Here is a 23,412-nt window from a genome sequence, read left to right on the forward strand (position 1 = left end):
CACTTCTATTCTATACCAGCCACCGGGCCCCGGCCAACGTAATCGGCCAACATAGACGACGTAAAGCCAAGGGACAGAGATCAGAATATAGAGCCGCCCTAGAACTCCGAGGCGGATGCCCTGGCGAGGCCGAGCAGCGTCGTGTCCAACCCTTCTCCCACGGGTTCGTTGTCGCAGTATATAACCGGCTTGCCCTCGCGCTCGCCCCGGCGGGCCACAACGTCTATTGCGGCGGCCTTGATCTCGGTCAGATACGCGTCGGCGGCGGCCAGCCGGTCGAGGTCCTCCTCCAGACGCCGCCGGTCGGAGAGCGAGCCCGAGACCCCGACCACCTCACAACCGTACTCGGCCTCCAGGTAACTCCCCAGACGCTCCAGTACAGACTCTGGCGCGGTCGAGACGTACGCCACGCGCAGTCCCCGCACGTCGCCGACGGGCCTGGGCCGGAACACGGTCGATATCACCTCCATCTCCGGCTTCAGCTCCTGTACGGCGCGTGTGATCTCCTCCACCCGACCCGGTCCGGCCATCGGCTCCTCGCTCATGGTCAGCAGCAGCACGTCGCAGAGCAGAACCCGGTATGCCCCGAGGTAGCCCGTTATGTACTCCGGGTCCTGGTGGGCGCCCGCGACGAGCACCCTCCTCCCCACCTCGACCGGCGGGACCACGGCCCCGGAGCCGTCGAAGATCGTCATCCGCGTATCCAGCGCGTTGGCGAGCTTCGCGCCTTCGAGCACGTTGGACACGAAAGGCTCCCCGGCGAGCCCGCCGCCGCAGCGCCGACAGCCCACCGTCACCACCCGGCTCAGGGCCGCCGTCTCATAGTAGTCGCTCGCGGCGTGGGCCCCGCGCTCCAGCGCCTCCAGCAAAAAGCTCCCGCCCACCTCCATCTTGCCGCCCTCCACGATCTCGGGCTCCGGCGGCCCGCCCCGGCCCATCGAGACGACGCCCGGGGCGAAGCCCTCCGCATCCAGCAGCCGCGCGACATACCCGGCGACGGCCGTCTTGCCGACCCGCTTGCCGGTCCCGGCCACCGCGAGCGCGGGCTTCGTGGAGATTTCCCTGAGATCCGGCGGCCGGAGCTCGAAATCCGCCCCGATGTACCGGGCTCCAGCGCGCAACACGAACGAGGCTATCCGCATCCTCTCCCGGTAACCGATAACGGGCTCGTCCGAGAGGTCCACCACCGCCTCCACCTCGTATAACGAGAGCGCCGTACGCACTGCGGACACGGGGTCTTCTGGATCATCTCCTCTTACTAGTGGCATCCCGTAATCGGTCTCCGAGCCGATCTTCTCCGTGCCGCCGAGGAAGGCCGCCGCCACCGCCTCCGCGCCCCGGCTTTCTCCTACGCTCCGCATCGCCTCTATGACCACCGGCGGGTAGTGCTCACCGTCTATCAGGAAGAGCGTGCGCATGCGGGCTCCGGGTACTGTCCGGTTTTCTAGTCGCCGGTTTCGGGGTCGCCGCCGGGCAGGCCTCCGCCCACCACGTCGGCGGGGTCTCTGGCGAGCTCCTGGGCCACGTTCTCCCCGACCCTGGTGTACTCGTGGGTCTCGGCGTTGAAGTCCACAGCGAGCTCCCGCTCCTTGAACGGGTACTTCCGGAACACCCGCACGCGGCCGTCCTCGATCTCGATGACGTTGTAACAGGGCCGGGTGTTGCCCCTCAGGCGAGTAGTGGAGGCGGTCCCGGCGTTCACCAGGAACATGTTCTCCATCTTCCAGGAGTGCGGCACGTGCTTGTGGCCCATGAGCACCAGGTCCACGCCGACGTCGTTCAACAGCTCCAGCAGATCGCCCGCGTCGAAGATGATGTTCCGCTCGCGGCCCGTGCCCGGTATCGGCACGAGGTGATGGTGGACCACGAAGATCTTGAGCTTGTCCTCGGCCTCGGCAAACGCCTGCCGGATGAAACCGTAGTGCTCGCGCCCGACCCTACCGTCGTTGAGATCCGGCTCCGATGAGTCCACGCCGACCATTATCGCCTCGTTAAAGTCTATTACCGAGTAACGCTCACCGAACAACCGCTCGAAATGTATGTAGCCCACGTTGCGCGAGTCGTGGTTTCCGGGGATGACCATCACGTTGTCGCACTTGAAGCGTCTGACGTACTCGGCGGAGGTCTCGAAGTCCTGCCGGTAGCCCGCGTCGGTGAGGTCTCCGGAGACGACTACCGCGGTAGGCTCCAGGTCGTTTATCTCCAGGATCGAACGCTCCAACAGATCCGGTATAAAGTACGGGCTGCCGCAGTGGATGTCCGAGATCTGGCATATGGTTAGCCGACCTTGTGTGCCCATGCCCTCCCCGAGCCTTCTACAGCGAGCAAGATCAATTTGGAGCCATCGTGGAGCAGTACGGGTTTCAGTATAGCAAAGCGCCGCCCGCACAATCCCGGCAGACACTATCCACGTCTTCTTACATCTTCTCCGGCGCGACGACCCCGAGCATCCCCAGCCCCGAGGCGAGCACGGACTTCGTGGCGGCCGAAAGCGCCAGCCTGCGCCGCTGCACCTCCCCGTCGTCCACCAGCACCCGGTGCACCGTGTAGAATTGATGGTAGCGGGTGGCGAGCGTCTCCAGATAGGTCGGCAGTGGATGCACCTCCCGCTTCTCGGCGGCGTTTCGCACCACCCTCGGGAAGTCGAGCAGCTCCAGCAAGAGCGCCCGCTCCTCGGCGGCGAGCCTCCCTGTGGGAACCTCCTCCACCGACTCCGGAGAGACCCCCGCCCGGCCGAAGATGCTGGCTATCCGGGCGTGGGCGTACTGCACGTAGAAGACCGGGTTCTCCTCGGACTGCCGGATGGCGAGGTCCAGGTCGAAGTTCATCTCCGTCTTGTGAGACGAGCGGACGAAGAAGTACCGGGCCACGTCCTCCCCGACCTCGTCCACGAGCTCGTCCAGCGTCACGAAGTTGCCGGCCCGTTTGGAGACCTTCACCTCCGCGCCCTCTCGCAACAGCTTCACGAGGCGCACTATCTCGACCTCCAGAAACTCTGCGTCCACCCCGAGCGCCGCGAGCCCGGCCCGGATGCGCGGCGGGTACCCGGCATGGTCCGCGCCCAAAATATCCACGGCGACGCCGTAGCCGCGCTCGTGTTTGTCGAGGTGATAGGCGAGATCGGGGGCCATGTAAGTATAGGTGCCGTCGCTCTTTACCAGCACCCGGTCCTTGTCGTCGCCAAGCCCCGATGAAGCGAGCCACAACGCGCCGTCCTCCTCGTAGGCGTGGCCGCTCTCCCGGAGACGCTCGACCACGCCGTCCACCGCGCCGGAGTCGTAGAGGCTCTTCTCGTTGAAGTAGCCGTCGAACGGGCTGCGGATGCGATCCAGGGTCTTCTTGATCCCGGCCATGCACCAGTCGGCGGCGAAGTCGCTAATAGCCGTCAGCGCCTCCGCGTCTTCAGGGGCGAGGTACCTCTCGCCGTGCTCGGCGGAGAGGTCCCGGGCTATGTCTTCTATGTACCCGCCCCGGTACAGGGCGTCCGGGTCCTCGACCGGCCACTGCGTTCCGTGGAGCGCGGCGTAGCGGACGGCGACGGACTCGCCGAGGAGCCGGATCTGGTTCCCCCCGTCGTTGAAGTAGAACTCGCGCGTCACGGGATAACCGGCCGCCGTCAATAGACGGGCGAGCGAGTCGCCGTAGGCGGCGTGGCGGCCGTGGGCCACGTGTACCGGACCGGTGGGGTTGGCGCTGACGTACTCCAAGAGCACCGGCTCGCCGCGAGTCTCCGTGGTGCCGTAGCCCTCCCGGTCCCGCAGGAGCACCGCGAGTTCCCCGCACAGCGCCTCGTCGGTAAGCCAGAAGTTCACGAAGCCGGGCCCCGCGACCTCCACGCGGGCGGCGAACGGGGCCTCCACGGTCTCGGCTATCTTCTCGGCAACCTCTCGCGGGTTGCGCCGGAAAGCCTTTGCGTTGGCGAGGGCGAGGTTCGAGGCGAGGTCCCCGTTTACCGGGTCGTTCGGGCGTTCGACGTGGACCTCCGTAAGCTCTACGCCGTACGCCTCTCTGGACGCCTGCCGGAGCGCCCCGGCGACCCTCTCCTCGAAGCTCAAATATACTCCTCGCTGTCTCTAGATCTCCGGCTATAGCAAGCCGTATGTTAGCACCCGGCGCAGATATTACGTCTCCCAGCGCCCTCTCTACCCTCTGTCCCCTCTCTTCTTACTACCAGTGATATTTCTCGCCCCGCTCTATCTTCACTCCACGGTACACCTGCTCCAGCAGCACCACCCGCGCCAGCGCGTGCGGCAGCGTTATCTCCCCGAAAGACCATGCTTCGTCGGCCCTCGCGAGCACCTCCGGCGAGAGGCCGAGCGGGCCCCCGAGCAGGAACGCCACGTGGCTGCGGCCGGCGGTGCCGTAGGACTCCAGCCTGTCGGCCACCGCTTCGGAGGCGAGCCTGCGCCCCCGCCCACGGTCCAGCGCCACGGTGTAGGCGCCGTCCGGCAACTTCTTCAGCAGCCGTCCGGCCTCCGCCGAGACAACCTCATCGGCAGAGCGGCGGTTCATGTCCTCCTCCGCGACCTCTATCACCTCCACCGGGAAGTGCCGTCGCAGCCGCTTTGCGTAGTCCTCGGCGCCCTCGGCGGCCCAGCCCTTCAACCGGCCGACCGCGACTATCGTGGCGCGGCGTATCATCGGGCGTGGCTCACGGGTTGCGGCTCATTCGACCTCGAAGAGCCTATCTCCGGCTCCTGCGGCAGAGGGCCTGGAGGAAGGCTCGTACCCCGCCGTGTAGCGGTAGACATACTCGCGCCCCGCGAGCGGCTCTCCGACCTCGATCCAGGGCGTCGGACGCCCGGCGACGGCGGCCCGCACCCGGAGGTCCGCGTGTCCGGCACTGCGGAGCACGCTCCGGGCCGTACCGCAGGCCCGGGCGGGAGAGTTGTTTTTCTCGGAGAGATGGGCGAGCACAAGGTCCTTTAGACCGTGAGGCACCAGCGCGAGCGCGGTCCCGACGGCCTGGGCGTTCGAGAGATGTCCGACCGGCGACGCGACGCGGCGCTTCAGCTCCCGCGGGTAAGAACCGCCCCACAGCCAGTCCTCGTCGTGGTTGGCCTCGATCACGGCCGCCTCCACGCCCCGCATCCGGCTCATTGCGGCCTCCGGAACTTCGCCGAGGTCCGTGGCTATCGCGGCCGCGGTCTCGCCGTCCGAGATACGCAGGCCGTAGGTCGGGGTGTCGTGGGGCACCTCGAAGAATACGGCCTCGAGAGCACCGAGCGCGAGGGCCTCCTCCGGCTCCACCAGGCGCGCGCCGAGCTCTTCTCCCACGCCCGGCGCAGAGTAGACCGGCACACCGCACTCCCGCGTCAGCCTCGGCACCCCGGCGGTGTGATCGCCGTGTCCGTGGGTGAGCAGTAGCGCCCCCACATCGTCGAGGCTCCGGCCCACGAGGCCGAGCAGCTTCACCAACTTGCGGCAGGATACGCCCGCATCCACCAGGACCCCCGGTCCCGCAGTAGGCTCGACGTAGGCGGCGTTGCCCGAGCTGCCGCTGGAGAGCACGGTCAGACGCAAAGGGTCACACGCAAAAGAAGGCGCATTGTGGTCGTAGATAGAGGATACGAGGAGACTAGCACACCACTCTGGCGTTACGTGCGTTACGCTGCCGCGCCGGTTAGCTAGCCGTGGTATCGCCCTGGATAAGCTCACCCTGGACCACGATGCGTTCCTTGTAGTCCGGCAGGGTGCAGGTCTGGAGGGTCAGAATGCTGCCGCCGCCCTCGGGCGGGTTCATCACCTGGACGTTATCCGATCCGACTACGTCCTTGCTGGTGATGCGGTACACGTACTCGCTGCCCGCGGCATCCGCGACGGTAACCTCGTCCCCGGCGGCGAGCTGGTCCAGGTCATAGAAGATCTTGTCCGAGCGAGTGCCGGGATAACCTATACGATGTCCGGCAATGTACGTGTTCGCCCCCTGCTGCCAGGGGAACCCGGTCGCCGGGACGTGGATCACGCCCTGCTTGAGCTTCTCCTCGGTGGTGGAGTCGAAGGCCGGCACTGACTCGAGGCCGAGCTTCGGGATGGTCAGGTAGAGGGTCTTGTCCTGCGGCCCGCCCGGGTCCCGGCCGAAGTTGAACGGCTTGACCGCCGGTACCGCGCCGGCGGAGGTGCCGGTCTGGATCTGCTTTACCTCGGAGCCGGTCTCCTTACCCCAGGCTTCCGGTTCCTGAAAGCCCGTGCGCTCCTTCTCGGAGAGCACGTCCTCGGGCTCTACGGCCTCGACCTCCTTGCCGGAGTTGGTCGTCTCCGGGGCGGAATCCTGGCCCTGCTGGGAGCCCTGCGCCCCTTCCGAAGAGCCCTGATCCGAGCCGCCACAGGCGGAGGCTAGGAGGATGAAAAAAGACAGGAGCAGGGCGGCGATTGCGGCCCTGCTCCTTGTGTTAGCGAATCGTGTCAAGGTTGCGGCCGGGTCGCTACTGGGCGACGCCGCCGGTGTCCGGCATCTCGGCCATGCCCATGAACGGCGCTATAGCCGCGAGGACCTGATCCTTGGTAAGCGCCTCCGGGAACGCGGTGTTCGCCGGCGGCACCACACCGATCAGGTCGTTGACGGCGACGACGTGCTCGCCCTCTATAACCTCGATGCTTCCGGCCGCGGCTAGTACCTCCGGGCTCTGGATCATCGGGCCCGCGCCGAGGTACGCACCGACGCCGACAGGCTCCAGGGTGGCAGCCGTCTCCAGAATGGCGGCCTGGCTAGCGAGCGCAGAGTCCGGGAAAGTGAACTCGGGCTTGGCGACCGGGGTTCCGCCAGCGTCCTGAATCAGACTGCTTACGGCGTCTGCGTGGGCTAGCTCGTGGTCGCGGAGGTTGGTTACCACCGCGAGAGCCTCGCCCGCGAGCATGCCGGAGTTAACCGCGAGAGTGTAGAACTCCGCCTCCAGGAACTCCAGAGTAAGAGCGAAGTTGGCTATCCCGATGTCGCCGCCACTGGTGCCGTACTGGGCGAATGCCCGCGGGGTTAGCGCCGCCGCACCGGCCGCCGCGCCAAAGCCGGCGACGGCGAGGGACTTGAAGAAGTCCTTCCGGGTCCTGGGCTGCGCCAGGGCGCTAGCCTCCGGGACGTTAATTACTGGCTTGTCCATAGCTGGTTAGTCTCCTCCCTTTCTAGAGCCCGAAGGGTGCCACTGCCTGCTGGACCTCGTTCAGAGGCAGCGCCTCTCCGAAGGCCAGGTTGTTCGATGGCACGACGCCCTGCAGAATGTTGATGGCCACCCGGTGCCGGCCCTCGGCGTTGTGGATCGAGAGCGCGGGCGCCAGGTACTCGGAGCCTATGAGCGCCGGAGCGGCACCCTGGTAAGCGCCGATACCGACCGGCTCGAAGGTGGCCGCGAGATCCAGGAACGCCGCCGGATCGGCGAACACGCCCTGCGGGAACGTGAAGTTCGGCGTAGCCGGAACCGGCTCCCCGATCTCGTTCAGTATCCCGGCCAGCGCGTCGGCGTGGGCCATCTCGTTGTCTCGGATCTCCGCGATCTGCGCCTGGGCGTTACCCGAGAACAGACCGGCGTTGACGCCCATATCGTAGAACGTGCCCTCGAGCAGCTCTAGCTGATAGGCGAGCGTTACTATCGCAGCCGGCCCGGCCGCGGCGTAACCCTCGTGCGCGGCGTGCGCCGGACGGGCCATGAAGCCTACGCCTCCGATGCCCGCCGCCGCCAGGGCCGCGCCACCGGCGGCGGTTACCTTGACGAAGTTGCGCCGCGAGAACTCCTTCTGGCTCAGGCCATCCGGAGCGAGGCGGCTCTCCGCTTCACTCATCACGCATTCTCCTCTCTTTCTTCGGCTCACAAACTCCGAATATCTTCCACTTCACCCGTCTCTACGTGTCTCGTCAGGCGCCGGATCACACCGGCTTCCTAATAATTTCCTCCCCCGGCACACGTTTCGTGCCCGTCGTTAACACTTAATCGCTAAACGTTAACATAGTATAGTGTTTGTGGTAAGGGAGATGGTTCCCGTAATCTCCAGTAGCATGGGCAGCATAGATAAAGTAGCCGAGTTGGCGCCAGGGGTTGATCCGGCCCCGGCCCCGGTTCCGTATAGCGGATATTGGCGGACAGTAATTGGCGGACAAGACCAAAAAGTATCTGCTCCTCGCGGACGAGGACCTCATCTCCCTGGTCGAGGCTGGCGACGCCGAGGCTCTGGCCGGGCTCTATGACCGGCACGGCCGTTCGGCCTACTCTCTGGCGTACAGGATGATGGGAGAGCGGCAGTCTGCGGAGGATCTCGTACAGGACTCGTTCATCAAGGTCTGGAGATCCGCCAGAAGCTACAGGGCCGAAAGAGGCAGCGTGCGCACCTGGATACTCTCCATCACCCACAACCGGGGCATAGATCACCTCCGCTCTACGGCCAGCCGCCGCAGGACCCAGGAAAGAGTCGAGGGCTCCGCCGAGACCACGCAGCAGAGCGAGGCCTTTGCCGAGACGTGGCGCAACTCCCAGCGCAGTCAGGTCCAGGAGGCCCTGAAGACGCTTCCGGAGGAACAGCTAAAGATACTGGAGCTAGCCTACTACTCCGGCTACACCCACGCCGAGATCGCCGAGATGCTCGACCTGCCGCTCGGCACGGTCAAGGGCCGCATGAGACTCGGGATGAAGAAGATCAAAGCCTTCTTCGACGCCAAGGGCATGGCGGTGCCGCTGTGAGTACCGTGAGTGAACTGTGAGCGAAATGGGCCGCATGGATCACGACCGCTTCGAGGAGCTAAAGGAGGCGTACGCCCTGGACTCTCTCTCCGAGGGGGAGCGTCAGGAGGTGGAGCGTTACCTGGCCGAGAACCCTTCCGCGCGGGCGGAGGTGGAGGACCTCTCCCAGGTAGCCGCCCTGCTCGCCCTCGCCCCCCGGGAAGAGGAGCCGCCCGCCCGGTTGCGCCGGAACCTGATGAGCCGGGTACGTTCGGAGGCAGAAGATTCGGAGAGCGGCGAGACGAGCGGTAGCGCCGAGTTCTCCGGCCGTGGCCGCGAGCACCGTGGCGGCCGGGCGCGGCGTCTTCTCGGAGCCCGGAGACTGGCGGCCGCCGCTGCCGTCGTGGCCATCGTCGGGCTCGGGGTGTGGAACGTCTCGCTCCAGTCGGAGGTGCAGGACCTCCGGGACTTCCAGATGAGCGCCTACGAGCTACAGGGCTCGGGCGAGGCGGAGTCGGCGCACGGCCAGGTCGTGGAGATAGGAGACAGGGGCGCGATGATGGTGGCGGCGGACCTTCCGAGCCTCCCGGAGGGTAAAACGTACGAGATGTGGAGCATAAAGGGGGACAAACCGGAGTCCTGCGGCCTCATCAAACCGGGCAGCGGGCTCACTGTCGAGGGAGTGGACGAGCCGCTCTCGGGGGCGGAGCAGTTCGCGATCACCGTGGAGCCCGAGGGTGGATCGGAGCAACCGACGACAGAGCCCGTGATGAGCGCGGACCTCACCAGCGGAGCTTGAGCATCCTTCCTCCTTCCGGTCCACCGTGGCCGCTGCCGTGGCCGCTGTATTTTTTCGGGGCGACTCGCGGCTTCTGTGGCGCGGGTTTTTGCCCGGCTCGGCGGCGAGGCCGGGCGTGCGGGTCCGGGTAATTCCGGGTAACAGCCCATGATCCGGCTCGGCTACCCGGCGCAGAACCTCTCGCTCCCCGCGTCCACCAACCACACGCTCCGGCTGGCCAATCTGCCGGATGCAAACCGCGTCCGGTCGCTGGTGCGGGAGAACCTCCGGGCGCTGGAGGAGATCCTGCACTGGAACGCCGGGCACGGCGTGTCGCTGTTCAGGATCGGGCAGAGCCTGATCCCCTTCGCCTCGCACCCGGACTTCCCGTACGACTGGGCCGTGGAGCACGCCCCGGATCTGGGGCGTGCCGGGAGCCTGGCGCTCTCACTCGGCGTCAGGCTCTCTTTCCATCCCGGACAGTACACCCAGCCCGGCAGCCCCAGGCCCGAGGTGGCGGCGCGCAGCGTGATGGAGCTGCGATACGTGGCCCGGGCTCTCTCTTTGATGGGCAGCCCGGACGGCGTCGTGGTGCTACACCTCGGCGGGGCCCACGGGGACCGGGAAGCCGCCAAGACCCGGTTCGTGGAGGCGCTAAGGCACGAGGAAGAGGTGCTCCGCTTTCTCGCCCTGGAGAACGACGAGCGCACCTGGACCGTGTCCGAGACGGTAGAGGTGTCCCGCCGGCTGGGCGTCCCGGCCATCGTGGACACCCTGCACCACGCGCTCAACCCCGGCGGCCTGAAGCTAGTGCAGGCCCTGGACCTAGGCCTCCCGACCTGGCGGACACGCGGCTCTAACCCGAAGCTCCACATCTCCTCCCAAGACCCCGAGAAAAAGCCCGGGGCCCACGCCTGGGCGATACACTCGGAGGACTGGTCAGGCCTCGTCGAGGCGCTGGAGGCGGTAGACAGCCGGAGCGCGGACGTTATGGTGGAAGCCAAGGGCAAGGAGTTGGGCCTGCCCGACGTCGGTGCTAGTCGGTACTAATGAGTCACGTAGAGAGCCCTGAGGGCCAACGGAGGAGACGGAGATGATGAACCCGGCGTGGGAGGAGATACGTGGGCTGCTGGGCGAGGCCCGCAACGTGGCGGTGGTTGGACTCTCCAACGACCCGTCGCGTCCGAGCCACGACGTCGCCCGGGCCCTGCAAGGCTACGGGTTCAGGATATTCCCGGTAAACCCCACCTTGAACGGTCCGGTGCTCGGCGAGAGGCCCTACGCCTCGGTGCGGGAGATACAGGAGCGGATAGACATCGTGGACGTTTTTCGCGGTAGCGAGAAGGTGATGCCCGTCGCCGAGGACGCGGTGGCGGCCGGAGCCCGGATGCTCTGGCTGCAGCTCGGCGTTATCAACGAGGAGGCGGCCTCATACGCCGCGGGCTCCGGACTGACCGTGGTATCCAACCGTTGCCTGAAGGTGGACTACGCCGCCCTGGCCGGAGCGTAGAATGAGCTTTTTCGAGGCGCGCATCTTCGGGTAAGATGAGACGCGTAACCACATGCGGTGCGCGTAACGGCGCGCAAAACACGCAAAATACGGGAAACCGGGTCGAGACCCGGAGAAGGAGGTAGGTTTGCCCCGCACCCACGCTGTAGAGCCGGAGAACGCCCCGGAGCAGTCCAAGCCACTGATCGAGGAGGCCAAGAAGGCGGCCGGAGGACAGGTGGTCAACTTCCACCGGCAGATGGCGGTGGCCCCGGCGGCCTTCAAGGGCTACCTGGACCTGGCCGGCACCCTCGCCGGAGGGGCCCTCAGCCGCAAGGATCAGGAAGCAATCGCGATAGCTATCTCGGACAAGCACGGCTGTACCTACTGACTGTCGGTCCACTCCGCAGTTGCGGAGCAGATGGGCCTCGACGAGTCCGAGCGCGGCAAGGTGCAGCGGTTCGAATCCGGTGATCCTGGCAGGGCGGCCCTGCTGAGGTTCGCCTACGAGGTAGACGAGACCCGCGGTCACCCCTCGGACGACGCGTTCGGGAGCCTCCGGGACGCCGGCTACACCGACGAGCAGACGCTCGAGATCATCGCGCACGTCGCCCTCACGACGTACTCCAACTACATGAACGACTCCATCGGCACCGAGCTCGACATACCGGTCGTCGAGCCCGTACAAGGCTCGTAGCCCACTTGCGGGGGCGGGCCTACCTGTCCGCTCCCGCACGTCTCCTACCAAAAGACACAAAAGACACGAAAGGCCGCGATGCCCCACGCTATAGGCTTCGACATCTACGGCACCCTGGTAGACCCCTTGGAGATGACCCACGAGCTCCGGGCGCTGGCCGGTGACCGGGCGGAGCGCATGTCCGAGCTGTGGCGGCAGAAGCAGATCGAGTACGCCCTGCGCCGGGGTCTGATGCGCGACTATCAGAGCTTCGGGGTGTGCACGGCCCAGGCCCTGAGATACGCTGCGGAAGCGGTGGACGTGGAGCTGCCCGAGGCCGAGGAGCGGCGGCTGCTCGAGGAGTATCAGAACCTCCGCGCCTTCGCGGACGTTGGTCCAGCCTTAGAGAAGATGAAGGCGGACGGTCACCGGATGGTCGCCTTTTCCAACGGGGTGGAAGAGACGGCGAGGACCCTGCTGGAGCGCGCCGGTATTCTGGATCACCTCGGAGGGATGGTGAGCGTGGACGACCTCGGCACCTTCAAGCCCGACCCTCGGGTATACGAGTATCTCGCGCAACGCCTACAGAGCCCGGTAGAACAGACGTGGCTGGTATCGAGCAACCCGTGGGACGTGATCGGGGCCAAGACCGCCGGTCTCAGGGCGGCCTGGATAAGGCGCTCCCCCGAGGCCGTCTTCGACCCCTGGGAGGTCGAGCCGGACCTCGTGGCCGGGGACCTGCTGGAGCTTTCGCGCTCCCTCTCTCCCGCCTCCTGAGCGGCCGGCTGGGCCGGCTACGCCGGTTATACGCCGCGCTTGTTGCCCCAGAGCAGGACGTGTAGCTGGGGCAGCATCGTGGCCTCGTTCCACCCGTCGGAGATCACCTTCTCCACCAGCCACTCGTAGCGATCCAGGAGCTTCGCGTTATCCGGCTCGGTAACGTCGTCCGGCTCCGGTCCGGGCGGGTCGTCGTTACCCACCTGCAGGTACATGGGCACGTCCGGGTGGCTATGCCCGACCTCGCGGGCATACTCGTAGTCGGCGTCGTCGAATACCACGACCTTCAGAGAGGCATGCGTATCCTTACCGGCGGCGTCGAGGCAGCGCGCGAGGCGGCTCCAGTCGGTCCTCATCCCGGAGCTCGGCGGCTTCGGGGAGACGGTCAGGTAGTCGAGAGCCGCGAACCAGTCCTTGTGGATGGTGCCCTGGGTTTCGATGGCGAAGGTGTAGCCACGCTCGCGGCCGAGCCTTATAAGCTCCCCGAGTGGCTGTATAGCCGGGTTGCCGCCAGAGAGGGTGACGAGGATCGGCTCGCCGCCGGAGAGGCGCTCGACCTCGGCGAAGACCTCCTCGGGGCTCAGGCTGCGCCACTGATCGCGGTACTCCGGCAACACGGCGAACTTCGAGTCGCACCAGCGGCACCTGTAGTCGCACCCGCCGGTACGCACGAAGACGGTCGGCTTGCCGATCACGGCCCCCTCGCCCTGTACAGTGGGCCCGAAAATCTCCGATACTGCTATCTTGTCCCGGCTGGAGCGGCTCAACGGTTAGTTCCCCGCTCCTCCGGGACGATACTCGGCCCAGGTCTTCGGGGTCTCGCTGACGCGCACGGCGGCCACCTCGGGCCAGCGGTCGGCGGCGAACTCGTAGAGGAACCGCGCTACGTTCTCGGCGCTGGAGACCGTGCCCCCGGGCAGCACGTCGTCCAGGTGCCGGTGGTCGAGCCGCTCGTCTATAAAGTGCTTCAGAGGGCTAAGCTCGCCGTAGTCGCGGACGAAGCCGTCGGCGTTCAACTCCGCGCTCTCCAGCACGACCTCCACGACGTAGTTGTGGCCGTGTATCCGGGCACAGGGATGGCCCTCTGGCAGATGATCCAGCCTATGACTCGCCGAGAACGAGAATTGCTTGGTGATCCGGTACATGGAGCTATTGTATATGCGGGGCTAGGCCCGGTACCGCGTGGGGTCTGGCACTCCGGCTCGGGCGAAGGCTTCCTTGCGCTCGTTGCAGGTGCCGCAGAGGCCGCAGTGGATGTCTCCGCCCTCGTAGCAGCTCCAGGTCTCCTCGAAGGGCACGCCGAGCCTCGCCCCGGTCCGCACGATGTCTTCCTTACCACCGCTTATGAAAGGGGCATAGAGAGACAGGCTCTCGTGGCCGAAGCCCTCGACGGCCCTGGCCTGCATGGCGGCGAACGCCTCGGTGAACTCGGGCCGGCAGTCGGGGTAGACGTAATGATCGCCGGTGTGCATCGCGGCCGCCACGAGGGCCGAGCCGTCGGTCACGGCGGCGCCGTAGGCTATGGAGAGCATGATCGCGTTCCGGTTCGGCACCACGGTTATACCCATGTTCTCGGCCGCGTAGTGGCCGTGGGGGACCTCCACGTCGTCGGTCAGGGCGGAGCCGGACAGCAGCCCGCCGACCCCCCGGATGTCCACCGCGTCGAAGCCGGCCCCGAGCCGTCCGGCGCAGCGCCGGGCATAGTCGAGCTCCTTGCCGTGGCGCTGGCCGTAGTCGAAGGCGAGCAGGCGCAGCCCGTAGCCCTGACTAGCAAGCAGGTAGGCCAGGGTAACGGAGTCGAGGCCGCCGCTTACGACGGCGACGGCGGTCTCCCCGCTGGCCTCTCTACCAGCCGCCATGTTCTCCACCGTATTCTCCGGGAGCAATCCGGGGTCTAGCCTTCTTCCCTGCCGGGCTCTTTCCAGGCCCCGGCCTCGGTCCGCTGTGAGAGCGCGAACTCGAAGCGCAGGATGTCGCCCTTCTCCGTGCCCTCGGGCAGCTCGGAGAGCGAGACCTGTAGCTCATCCTCACCCACGAGGAGCCTTGCCTGATCACCCTCCACATTGTCTACGGTCGCGGTAAGCGCCAACTCGTCCGTCCTTCATAATTTGGGTAGTGCACTGGATACGCCGCGACTATTCTATGCCACGAACCCGGGTTTGCACGGTGAGCTTTCACGGTTGGCCCGGGTGGGAGCACACGATCCGGTACGGGAAGATGGATCACGATGTCTCGCAGCCGGGTCCGGAAGGCGGGATCTCTTGCGGAAGGATGAGCTCCCGGCGGCGGACTCCTCTTCGGTGAGGGCAGGGTTCCCGCGCCGGGTCAGTGCACCGCCTTTTCCCACTTACGAGCCGGGCACGGAAGCGCCGCCAGATACACCCGGCGGCGCTCGGACCCCAGGCGGAGCCGTGCGAAGCTCTACCGCTTGCTCATCGGGACGTAGTCGGCGTCCCGGGCGCCGGTGTAGATCTGACGCGGGCGGGCGATCTTCATCTCGGAGTCGTTCAGGAGCTCGGTCCACTGGGCGATCCAGCCCGAGGTCCGCGCCACGGCGAACATCACGGTAAACATGTCGGTCGGGATGCCCATCGCCTCGTAGATCAGGCCCGAGTAGAAGTCCACGTTCGGGTAGAGCTTGCGGCTGGTGAAGTACTCGTCGTCCAGCGCCCGCTTCTCGAGCTCGATTGCTATATCCAGCCAGGGACTCTGCTTGTTGGTCGCCTCCAGCACCTCGTCCACGTCGTCGCGGATGATCCTGGCCCGCGGGTCGTAGTTCTTGTACACCCGGTGGCCGAAGCCCATGAGCCGCTCGTCGCCCCGCTTGACGCCTTCGAGGAAGTCCGGCACGTTCTCCACGGAGCCGATGCGCTGCAGCATCCGCAGCACCGCCACGTTAGCCCCACCGTGCAGCGGCCCGTACAGCCCGGCTACGCCCGCTCCGATGGCCGAGTACGGGTCCACCCGGGAAGACCCGGCCACCCTCACGGCGGCGGCCGAGCAGTTCTGCTCGTGATCGGCGTGCAGGATGAACAGCTTGTCGAGAGCCCTTTCGAGGCGCGGGTCCGGCTCGTAGCGCGGCTCGGCCATCTTGAACAGCATGGAGAGGAAGTTTCCGGCGTAGGAGAGGTCGTTGTCCGGGTAAACGTACGGCAAACCGAGGCTGCGGCGATAGGAGAACGCGGCGAGGGTCGGGATCTTGGCGATCAGGCGCACCGCCGCCATGTAACGCTCGCGCTCGTCGTCTATGTTCGCCGCGTCGGGGTAGAAGGTCGAGAGCGCGCCCACGCTGGAGAGGAGCATGCCCATGGGATGGGCGTCGTGCCAGAAGCTGCCCATGTGCTCCTTGATGTTCTCGTGCACATATGTGTGGTGTGTAATGTCGTGGGCCCACTGATCGTACTGCTCCTGGTTCGGCAGGCTGCCGAAGATGATCATGTACGCCACCTCTAGATAGGTGGAGTGCTCGCAGAGCTGCTCTATAGGGATTCCCCGATGCTCGAGGATACCCGCGTCGCCGTCTATGTAGGTAACGGCGCTACGACAGGCTGCGGTATTGGTAAAGCCCGGATCGTAGGTCATCATTCCGAAATCGTCTTCGGAGACCTTGATCTGGCGCAGGTCCATCGCCCTCACGGTGCCGTCCGTGACCTCGACGTCATAGCTCTTACCGGTGCGGTTATCCGTTATGGTAAGGCTGTCGTTGCTCTCCGTCGTCGAGTCAGCGCCGCTACCCGTGCTCTGCAAACCGTCCGTCACCTCTACCGCCCCTTCCTTAACTTCTTTAAGCCTGCCTCGTCCCTTGGCAGGGAACAAAACTTTCGGAGTACCCGGGCTTCAGAAGCCTTGTACTCCGAGATATCCAACTTACCCAATTATCGCTCACCAACCACAAAACGGAAAGCACCTCCCCCGAACAGACCCCGAACAGACCCCGAATCCCCCGGTCTGCGGCCACGGGAGTCTCTCCAGAGCCCGGCCGTAACCCAACCATAACCCGGTAAAACACGCCGGAAACACCCGATCTACTGCCACCTAAGCCCGCTACCAGAAGCAGGCAAACACTCGCCGGCTACCCACCACACCGCCCCCGCCGGCCCAGCTAGAAACCCCAACGTCCGTGCACCTCTCCCGGCTTCTTTTCCAGCTACCCTTTGGCTCTATTCGAGTGCGCTCCGGCAGCCCGATCGTGACCCGTAAGCAGGCTACCCGGGCGTTGCATAATAATTCTTAAAACTTGAAACGGAGTGGCATATCCTTATACTGTCCTCTAACTACTTCCCGCTCGGATTCGAGGGATCGCCGTAGGGAAGCCGAATCGGGGACGATTCAGAGCATCGTCCAGAGATCCCGCAGGCGACCAAAGGAAGGTACATGGGAAGATTACAGGAGCATTTCAGGCAGCACACCAACCCGCCGGTGTTCTTCATCTCGGCGGCGGTGGCCATAGCGTTTGTCTTGTGGGGAGTGCTGGCCTCCGGTAGCCTGGGAACCGTGGCGGGAGGCGTGTTCGCCTGGATCGGCGAGTACGCCGGATGGTGGTACATGCTAGCCGCGAGCGCCTTCTTGATCGTGGCGCTATTTTTGGCGTTCAGTAAGTTCGGAAGCGTAAAGATGGGCCCGGATGACGCTAGACCAGAGTTCGGGACTTTCGCGTGGTTCTCGATGCTCTTCACCGCCGGCATGGGCATCGGGCTCGTGTTCTTCGGCGTGAACGAGCCCGTGAGCTTCCTCACGGACCCGGCCGCTCCGGTCGGCGAACCCGGAACCGCCGGTGCGGCAGTGGAGTCGTTCAGGTATACGCTCTTCCACTGGGGCCTGCATCCGTGGGCGATCTACGTCGTACTGGGTGCCGCGCTCGGGTACTTCGCCTTCCGGCGCGGCCTACCTTTGAGGCCTTCCTCGGCTTTGTACCCTCTCATAGGCGATAGGATCCACGGCAGCGTCGGAAACGTCATAGACATCCTGGCCGTGTTCGGCACCCTGTTCGGCCTGGCCACCTCACTCGGGCTCGGTGCGGGACAGATCTCCGCCGGTCTTAGCAGCACGCTCGGTACGCCGGACAACGTCTGGGTGCAGGTCGCCGTTATCGCCACGCTGACCCTGATCGCCGTGGGTTCGGTGTTATTCGGCATTGATAAGGGGATCCGGCGTCTGTCGCTGGGTAACCTCGTTCTGGCTGCCATCCTGGCCGTAGTGGTGTTCGTCGTAGGTCCGACGCTGGTCATACTGCAGTACTTCACCTCGGGTCTCGGCAACTACCTGCAGACGCTACCGCAGACCAGCTTCAACATGTTCCCCGGAAACGCCGCCGCCCAGGAATGGAACGCCGGCTGGACCATCTTCTACTGGGGCTGGTGGATGTCGTGGTCACCGTTTGTCGGCATGTTCATCGCCCGCATCTCCTACGGCCTGACCCTGCGTAAGTTCATCGTGGGCGCCATGATCGCCCCGACCCTGGCCTCCACTGTGTGGTTCGCCATCTTCGGCGGTGGCGCAATGAGCCTCGTCGTCAGCGGCGGCAACCAGGCCCTCGCGAACGCCGACAGTACCAGCGCCATGTTCACGTACCTGAGCGCGCTGCCGATAGCCGGAGTCCTCGCGACGGTGCTCTCACTCCTTGCCATCGTGGTAGTGGCCCTGTTCTTTGCGACTTCCTCGGACTCCGGCTCGTTGGTCGTAGACATCCTCACTAACGGCGGCGACCCGAACCCGGACTGGAAGCAGCGTCTGTTCTGGGCGGTAGCCGAGGGTACAATAGGCGCGATCCTGCTCGTGGCCGGTACGTTCGCGGGCGGCGATCCACTAAGCGCCCTGCAGTCCGCCTCCGTATCCGCCGGGCTGCCGTTCTCGATAGTCCTCGTGCTGGTGGCCATAGGTCTCCTAAAGGGACTCTCCGAGGAGAGGGCGGAGCAGGCCGCGCCCGAGCCGGGCAGGTCCGCCACTCCTCATCCCGGCGGCGCCCGCACCTCGGGCCGCGCCACCGCGCCCCAGCAGGTGCAGCAGATGAGCTCGGAGAACCCCACGGAAGGCGGAAACCGCAGCAGCTAGCTCATACCGCAGGCGACTACAAGCGGCTACAGGCACGGCGTGCCGGACACGCCGGCTAGAGCTAGAGAGACCGCCCGTTGCGCAAAGCGTGCAACGGGCGGTCTCTTTCCGTTAAACTCGAAAACGTGGGACACAAGGATGAGTAGTTGCTAGAGGCCGGATCTGGCAGACAGGAGGATTGGGATATGGCTCGGAGAAACCCTTTCAGGGGGTTCACGGACCTCATCAGCGAGACAAACCGCGCGACGGAGAACTGGATGACCGGCACTAACGCGTCGTCCGAAGACCCCAAGCAGGGTCAGGCGACGGCCTGGGCCCCGGTAACGGACATCTTCACCCGGGGCGAAGACATGGTAGTGCGGTGTGACCTGGCGGGCGTGATGCGCGAGGACCTCGACATCACTCTCTCCAACGGAATCCTCACCATCTCGGGCGAGCGCCGGGTCCCCGAGGACGAACGCGACTCCTCCTTCTACGTTAGCGAGCGCAACTACGGGTTCTTCAGGCGCAGCATGAGCCTCCCCGAAGGCGTGGGCGAGAAGGACATAGAGGCGCTGTTCGAGGAAGGCGTTCTGGAGGTCGCGATCACGGGTGGAGCCCAGCTACCCTCGCCCCGCCGCATCCAGATAGGCGGCTCGGGCACCTAGAGGACATGAAGCTCCGGGTATCAGAGCTTTAGGGTATTCACGGCAGGGGCCAGCTGGCACGGAGTCGGCTGGCCCCTTTTTAACTTTCGAGAGTCGAGCCAGAGTAGGGTCCGCCCCGTGGCGGCAGGCCCGCGCGGCCGCGATTATCCGCCGGCCTCGAACATCACCTCACCGGTTTTTACTCTCTTCCTTTTTACGCCGGAGACTCTAAACTCGTCGGCGTTTGCGACCACCACCGGGGTAATCGGGTCGTAGCCTGTGGAGCGTATGGTCTGGAGATCCATGCAGACTATGGGCCGTCCGGCCTCCACGACGTCACCCTCGGCGGCGAGCTTTTCGAAGCCCTTGCCGGCAAGCTCTATAGTGTCAAGCCCGAGGTGCACGATCAGCTCCATCCCGCCGCTTCCGCAGTCGGCGAGCAGGCCGAACGCGTGGCCGCCTTCGAATAGCTTGGTGAGCCTGCCGGAGACCGGCGCCACCACCTCTCCGCCCTCATCCGGTACTATAGCGGCCCCCTCGCCCGCCATGCCTCCAGAGAACACCTCGTCGGGCACCTCGCTCAAGGGCACGACACTCCCGCTCACCGGGGCCAAAACCTCCAAGGAAGATCCTTTCTCTACGAGTTCCGGGACGGCGCCCATCATCACACGGCGACAGGATTCACGGCACGACCGCGGTATGATCATGGCGCAGCCGGGGCACGCCCCTCCACACCGCGCCGCCCCTACAGGCCGGAGACTCTAGCATCAACTCCGTCTCCGGTGCAGATAGGGTACATATAGGAGACCACGCGAGGGCCGGTGGCGGGTTCGGGTGTGATCCGTGCTGTAGTAACATCTTCTGCCAGTGAGTCCTCCCGCCCGAAAAGTTCCCGTAACGGTAGCTAGAGAGGTGACACCGGCTCTTGCAGGAGCGGCTCTAGCCCTGCTGTTCGCCACGTTGTACCTGGGTACCCTGGCCCCCACCGTCCTCTACTTCGACTATCCGGAGATGTTCGACTCCGCCATGTTACAGGCCGCGGCTCCGGTGCTCGGCCTCGGTCACCCGACCGGGTACCCGACGTACATGATGCTGGCCCACCTGTTTACCTACCTACCGGTGGGTGACGCGGCGTACCGGGTCAACCTACTCTCCGCCGTGGCTGGCGTCGTGGCGGTCGTGCTGGTGTACCTGGTCGGGCTCAGGCTTACCCGGCGCGTCGTCGCGGCCGCGGCCGGTGCGCTCGCGTTCGGGCTCGCGCCCATCTTCTGGAGCCAGGCAGTTATCGCCGAGGTTTACACGCTGAACGCCGTCTTCATAGCCTCCGTACTGTACGTGTTGCTGGCGTGGCGAGATAGCGGGCGTGACCGTCACCTGCTGCTCGCGGTTTTTCTGATGGGGCTCTCGCTAACCCACCACCTGACGAGCGCCCTGATGTTGCCGGCGACGCTGCTCTTCGTGTACCTCACGGACCGGAGCCGGTTGCGGAGCGCCGGGCTCTGGATCAGGGGTACAGGGCTCTTCGTCCTCGGGCTGCTGCCATACCTGTATTTGCCGGGCCGGGCCGCGGCGGACGCCCCGCTCAACGAGGCCGACCCTTCGAGCGTCGAGCGTTTCCTGCTGCTGGTTAGCGGGGGCAGCTTTCTGCTGAAGAACCTGCTCGACGTCACTGGTAGTGCCCCGGCGGGGTCATCCGGCGGCTCGCGCCCGGATCTATGGCACGGTCTAGGTGAGGCCGGGGCCCGGGCGCTGGAGAGGCTCGCCCCTACCGGAGTTTACGTGGTGGGCCAGTTCCCGGCGCTGGTCCTGGTTGCCGGAATAGCGGGGCTCTCGTACCTCCTGGTCACGGACCGGGCTATGGCGGCGATGCTGGGCATCCTCTTTCTCGGCTGGCTCGCCCACGCTCTGGCGTATACCGTCTCGGACTTCTACGTGTTCTTTATCCCGGCCTATCTGATCTTCGGTCTGTTCGTGGCCTGCGGTACGGGACTTCTCATGCGGGAGACGGAATCTCTGACCCGCCGGATGTCTCGCCGGAGCGGCACCGCGCTCGTGGCCGGTCTCTGCGCGCTCGTGCTCGCCATTCCGCTGGCGCGGGCCCCGGAGACGTACGCCGCAGAGGACCGGAGCGGGGACTACCGGGGGCGCGAGATCCTGGAAACCGTCGCGGCCCAGGCCGAGCCCGACGCCACCATACTGCACCACCGCAGCTCGCTGTGGTATCTGGTGCTGGTCGAGGAGAGGAGGCGGGATCTCACGCTCGTGGACCCATTCGAGACCTCCTGGGTCCGGCAGACCGACCTCGTGTGGCCCGACGACCTGGACGCCGGAGAGTCGGCCTCCCGCTACGGAACGGGGGATCTCTCGGGCGTGGATTCGGCCAGGATCGCCACCCGTAAAGGCCCCGTCTATCTGCTGAATCAGGGGACGGAGGACGTGGGCGAGTTCCGGGAGGCGGGGTTCAAGGTAGAGCCGGTGGATGAGAACGGAGTGCTGTACGAGCTAATACCGGGCAAAGGCACCAAGGAAGCACGGGGCGGGCGGTCGTCGTGATGATGTCGGGTGTATCGCATACACTATCCGGCGACGGTATCCTGGTTACGGCCAGAGACGAGGTTCGCGAAGTTCGCGGGGTAAGACGTTGATTCGAGGGATTCGAGGTGAAGTTCCGCGGAAAAAGCCCGGTGCGAGGCGTAGCCGCCACCTTGGTGGCGCAGCGGTCTTCGTCCTGCTCGCGGCCGTGACCCTGCTGGTGTATCCGGTCCACAACCTCGCGGGAGGCCTCTCCCGGGACGGGGCCATCTACCTCTACAGCGGCCAGCAGCTACTCGAAGGCGTACCACCCTACGTGAGCGTCTTCGACCACAAGGGGCCGCTCACGCCCATGATCTCGGCCCTCGCGCTCCTGGTCGCCAAGCTCTTCGGCGCCTCCCAGGTCGTTACGGTCAGGGTGATATTCCTGATCTGCGGGTCACTGACAATCGCGGCGGTTTACTTCCTGAGCCGCCACCTCCTGCGGTCCATGAGCGGTGCCGTGTTCTCCACGCTAACGTTTATCGGGTTCTTCTCCTTTGCCCGGTACGCGGTCGCGGAGCCGGAGGCCAAGACGCCGATGCTGCTCTTCCAGTCGCTCTCGCTGCTGTTTACCTTGCAGAAACGCTGGTTCCTCGCCGGGCTCTGTGGCTCTCTGGCGGCGCTCGTGTGGCAGCCGATGGCCGTGTTCGCCCTCGTAACCGTTCTCTTGGCGGCGGCCCGTCCGGGCGATGCTGGTAGACGCGCGGCCCTGTTCAGGGCCGTCGGTGGGGTGGCGGTCCCTGTGGCCGTCGTGCTGGTGTGCTTCTATCTCTGGGGGGCGCTCTATGAGCTGTTGAACGGCACCATAATCTTCAACCTCCTCTACCTGGACCAGGAGCGGCTCTCACTGGTAACCCAGATACTCGACGCCGCACAGGCGATCTTCGTGGGCTATAGCTCCCTGCTGGTCCCGCTGACGATAGCCTCCATGCTCGTGATAGCCGTCGCGGGGTTCGCGGCGGTGATCCGGCTCTACGTGGTGAGGATCAACCGCATAGTCACGACGGGTGAGCCGGTGAAAGAGCTGCTGGACAGCCGGTATGCCCCGCTGCTCCTCTCGCTACCGTTCCCGGTTGCGTGGTCGCTTTTGGACTTCCAGGGCTACCCGGACTTCTACGTCTTCCTCCCCTACGTCGTGGTCGGCTTCGGGGGGGCTCTGGATCTGGCCGTGCGCCGCATATCGCGCAGGTACCGCCTGTCATACCGCCTGTCTCTACTAGAGGCCCGGAAGGTGGTATCGGGGGGCTTTATGACGGCGCTCGTCCTCGTCGCGCTGGTAAGCTCGATGATAGTCGTGAGCCCGGCGCAGCGGGCGAGCTCCCTGAGCATCCAGGAAGACAGCCTGAGCCCCACGGACCTCCAGGATCAGCGCCAGGCGGCCCGTGAGATCGAGCGCAGGTACGGCGAGGACGCCCGGATAGTCTCTATCGGCGTGCCGCAGCTGTTAGTACTGCTGCACGAGACGAACCCGAACCCCTACGCTTTCGTCATCCGGGGTATAGACCAGGAGATAGCCGAGACCACGCCCGGCGGCTTCGACGGCTGGCTGCAAGAGCTACGGGGCTACGACCCGGACGTGATCGCCCTCGGCCCGACCACCGGCGACTACGAACCCTTGCTCCTCAGGTGGCTCAACGACAACTACAAGCGAGAGCAGATCGGACCCTGGACCCTCTACGTCGAGCCCGACCGGGCAAGAGGAGGTCTCGCCGAGCCTGGTCTCCCGGACGGCTCTAAGCCTCAGATCCGGGAGATATCGAGCGTGGACACGTGAAGCCAGCCTACCCAGCGCCTTC

The 23,412-nt window shown here is 65.5% G+C and carries 25 protein-coding genes; 11 read left to right on the forward strand and 14 right to left on the reverse strand.

Annotated features, from left to right (window positions below):
* Window positions 1-98: 98 nt before the first annotated feature.
* The 8 genes from ABD53_RS06655 to ABD53_RS15805 all read right to left on the reverse strand — a co-directional run bounded on the left by ABD53_RS06655 (window position 99) and on the right by ABD53_RS15805 (window position 7,773).
* On the reverse strand, window positions 99-1,418 hold the full coding sequence (locus ABD53_RS06655) for a hypothetical protein (protein WP_047864995.1): 1,320 nt from the start codon (window positions 1,416-1,418) through the stop codon (window positions 99-101).
* 26 nt (window positions 1,419-1,444) lie between these two features.
* On the reverse strand, window positions 1,445-2,299 hold the full coding sequence (locus ABD53_RS06660; RefSeq protein ID WP_084709374.1) for a metallophosphoesterase family protein: 855 nt from the start codon (window positions 2,297-2,299) through the stop codon (window positions 1,445-1,447).
* A 118-nt stretch (window positions 2,300-2,417) separates the two neighbouring features.
* On the reverse strand, window positions 2,418-4,055 hold the full coding sequence (gene argS / locus ABD53_RS06665; RefSeq protein ID WP_047864996.1) for an arginine--tRNA ligase: 1,638 nt from the start codon (window positions 4,053-4,055) through the stop codon (window positions 2,418-2,420).
* A gap of 112 nt (window positions 4,056-4,167) precedes the next feature.
* A complete protein-coding gene (locus ABD53_RS06670) occupies window positions 4,168-4,641 on the reverse strand; it encodes a 23S rRNA (pseudouridine(1915)-N(3))-methyltransferase RlmH (RefSeq protein WP_047864997.1) in 474 nt (157 codons plus the stop codon).
* A 24-nt stretch (window positions 4,642-4,665) separates the two neighbouring features.
* Window positions 4,666-5,523 carry an MBL fold metallo-hydrolase gene (locus ABD53_RS06675; protein ID WP_053057769.1) on the reverse strand — a complete coding sequence of 286 codons (858 nt, stop codon included), beginning with the start codon at window positions 5,521-5,523 and terminating at the stop codon, window positions 4,666-4,668.
* 100 nt (window positions 5,524-5,623) lie between these two features.
* Window positions 5,624-6,409 carry a class E sortase gene (locus ABD53_RS06680; protein WP_047864998.1) on the reverse strand — a complete coding sequence of 262 codons (786 nt, stop codon included), beginning with the start codon at window positions 6,407-6,409 and terminating at the stop codon, window positions 5,624-5,626.
* Between the two features lie 16 nt (window positions 6,410-6,425).
* Window positions 6,426-7,097, reverse strand: coding sequence for a ferritin-like domain-containing protein (locus ABD53_RS06685; RefSeq protein WP_053057770.1), 672 nt, complete (start codon window positions 7,095-7,097; stop codon window positions 6,426-6,428).
* Between the two features lie 22 nt (window positions 7,098-7,119).
* Window positions 7,120-7,773, reverse strand: a complete 654-nt coding sequence (locus ABD53_RS15805) for a ferritin-like domain-containing protein (protein WP_053057771.1) — start codon at window positions 7,771-7,773, stop codon at window positions 7,120-7,122.
* A 305-nt stretch (window positions 7,774-8,078) separates the two neighbouring features.
* On the opposite strand from ABD53_RS15805, the gene ABD53_RS06695 reads away from it, so the two are divergent.
* From ABD53_RS06695 to ABD53_RS06720, 7 genes are all read left to right on the forward strand, one after another.
* Window positions 8,079-8,666, forward strand: a complete 588-nt coding sequence (locus tag ABD53_RS06695; RefSeq protein WP_047864999.1) for a sigma-70 family RNA polymerase sigma factor — start codon at window positions 8,079-8,081, stop codon at window positions 8,664-8,666.
* A 25-nt stretch (window positions 8,667-8,691) separates the two neighbouring features.
* Window positions 8,692-9,444: an anti-sigma factor gene (locus tag ABD53_RS06700; protein ID WP_235401428.1), complete on the forward strand. Its 753-nt coding sequence runs from the start codon at window positions 8,692-8,694 to the stop codon at window positions 9,442-9,444.
* 147 nt (window positions 9,445-9,591) lie between these two features.
* Window positions 9,592-10,473, forward strand: a complete 882-nt coding sequence (gene uvsE, locus ABD53_RS06705; protein ID WP_047865001.1) for a UV DNA damage repair endonuclease UvsE — start codon at window positions 9,592-9,594, stop codon at window positions 10,471-10,473.
* A 43-nt stretch (window positions 10,474-10,516) separates the two neighbouring features.
* Window positions 10,517-10,933 (forward strand): CoA-binding protein, encoded by a 417-nt coding sequence (locus ABD53_RS06710; RefSeq protein WP_152670627.1) that lies wholly within the window; start codon window positions 10,517-10,519, stop codon window positions 10,931-10,933.
* 127 nt (window positions 10,934-11,060) lie between these two features.
* Window positions 11,061-11,303, forward strand: a complete 243-nt coding sequence (locus ABD53_RS15810) for a carboxymuconolactone decarboxylase family protein (RefSeq protein ID WP_053057772.1) — start codon at window positions 11,061-11,063, stop codon at window positions 11,301-11,303.
* A gap of 30 nt (window positions 11,304-11,333) precedes the next feature.
* Window positions 11,334-11,609, forward strand: a complete 276-nt coding sequence (locus ABD53_RS15815; RefSeq protein WP_053057773.1) for a carboxymuconolactone decarboxylase family protein — start codon at window positions 11,334-11,336, stop codon at window positions 11,607-11,609.
* Window positions 11,610-11,687: 78 nt separating this feature from the next.
* Complete coding sequence (locus ABD53_RS06720; protein ID WP_047865002.1) at window positions 11,688-12,365, forward strand: haloacid dehalogenase type II; 678 nt, start codon at window positions 11,688-11,690, stop codon at window positions 12,363-12,365.
* A 26-nt stretch (window positions 12,366-12,391) separates the two neighbouring features.
* Here the strand turns inward: ABD53_RS06720 and queE are convergent, their stop codons facing one another.
* The 5 genes from queE to ABD53_RS06745 all read right to left on the reverse strand — a co-directional run bounded on the left by queE (window position 12,392) and on the right by ABD53_RS06745 (window position 16,124).
* On the reverse strand, window positions 12,392-13,132 hold the full coding sequence (queE, locus tag ABD53_RS06725) for a 7-carboxy-7-deazaguanine synthase QueE (protein WP_047865003.1): 741 nt from the start codon (window positions 13,130-13,132) through the stop codon (window positions 12,392-12,394).
* Window positions 13,133-13,135: 3 nt separating this feature from the next.
* Window positions 13,136-13,510: a 6-pyruvoyl trahydropterin synthase family protein gene (locus ABD53_RS06730; RefSeq protein ID WP_047865004.1), complete on the reverse strand. Its 375-nt coding sequence runs from the start codon at window positions 13,508-13,510 to the stop codon at window positions 13,136-13,138.
* Between the two features lie 21 nt (window positions 13,511-13,531).
* The gene (gene queC, locus ABD53_RS06735; protein WP_047865145.1) at window positions 13,532-14,224 is read right to left on the reverse strand and encodes a 7-cyano-7-deazaguanine synthase QueC; all 693 of its coding nucleotides are present in this window, start codon (window positions 14,222-14,224) and stop codon (window positions 13,532-13,534) included.
* Window positions 14,225-14,259: 35 nt separating this feature from the next.
* Window positions 14,260-14,454: a DUF3006 family protein gene (locus ABD53_RS06740; protein WP_047865005.1), complete on the reverse strand. Its 195-nt coding sequence runs from the start codon at window positions 14,452-14,454 to the stop codon at window positions 14,260-14,262.
* Between the two features lie 332 nt (window positions 14,455-14,786).
* The gene (locus ABD53_RS06745) at window positions 14,787-16,124 is read right to left on the reverse strand and encodes a citrate synthase (protein WP_084709376.1); all 1,338 of its coding nucleotides are present in this window, start codon (window positions 16,122-16,124) and stop codon (window positions 14,787-14,789) included.
* Window positions 16,125-16,739: 615 nt separating this feature from the next.
* Here ABD53_RS06745 and ABD53_RS06750 point away from each other — a divergent pair.
* Entirely contained in the window at window positions 16,740-18,416 is a 1,677-nt protein-coding gene (locus ABD53_RS06750; RefSeq protein ID WP_053057774.1) for a BCCT family transporter, read from the forward strand.
* A 185-nt stretch (window positions 18,417-18,601) separates the two neighbouring features.
* A complete protein-coding gene (locus ABD53_RS06755; protein WP_047865007.1) occupies window positions 18,602-19,063 on the forward strand; it encodes an Hsp20/alpha crystallin family protein in 462 nt (153 codons plus the stop codon).
* Between the two features lie 143 nt (window positions 19,064-19,206).
* Here ABD53_RS06755 and ABD53_RS06760 read toward each other — a convergent pair whose 3' ends face one another.
* Window positions 19,207-19,665, reverse strand: a complete 459-nt coding sequence (locus tag ABD53_RS06760; protein WP_053057775.1) for a PTS sugar transporter subunit IIA — start codon at window positions 19,663-19,665, stop codon at window positions 19,207-19,209.
* A 289-nt stretch (window positions 19,666-19,954) separates the two neighbouring features.
* Between ABD53_RS06760 and ABD53_RS06765 the strand changes: the two genes are divergently transcribed.
* Both ABD53_RS06765 and ABD53_RS06770 read left to right on the forward strand, forming a co-directional pair.
* Window positions 19,955-21,595 carry a glycosyltransferase family 117 protein gene (locus ABD53_RS06765; RefSeq protein ID WP_152670628.1) on the forward strand — a complete coding sequence of 547 codons (1,641 nt, stop codon included), beginning with the start codon at window positions 19,955-19,957 and terminating at the stop codon, window positions 21,593-21,595.
* A gap of 88 nt (window positions 21,596-21,683) precedes the next feature.
* On the forward strand, window positions 21,684-23,390 hold the full coding sequence (locus tag ABD53_RS06770; RefSeq protein ID WP_152670629.1) for a DolP-mannose mannosyltransferase: 1,707 nt from the start codon (window positions 21,684-21,686) through the stop codon (window positions 23,388-23,390).
* The last annotated feature ends 22 nt before the right edge of the window (window positions 23,391-23,412 follow it).

The organism is Rubrobacter aplysinae, from assembly GCF_001029505.1.
GTDB classification, from domain to species: Bacteria; Actinomycetota; Rubrobacteria; order Rubrobacterales; family Rubrobacteraceae; genus Rubrobacter_A; species Rubrobacter_A aplysinae.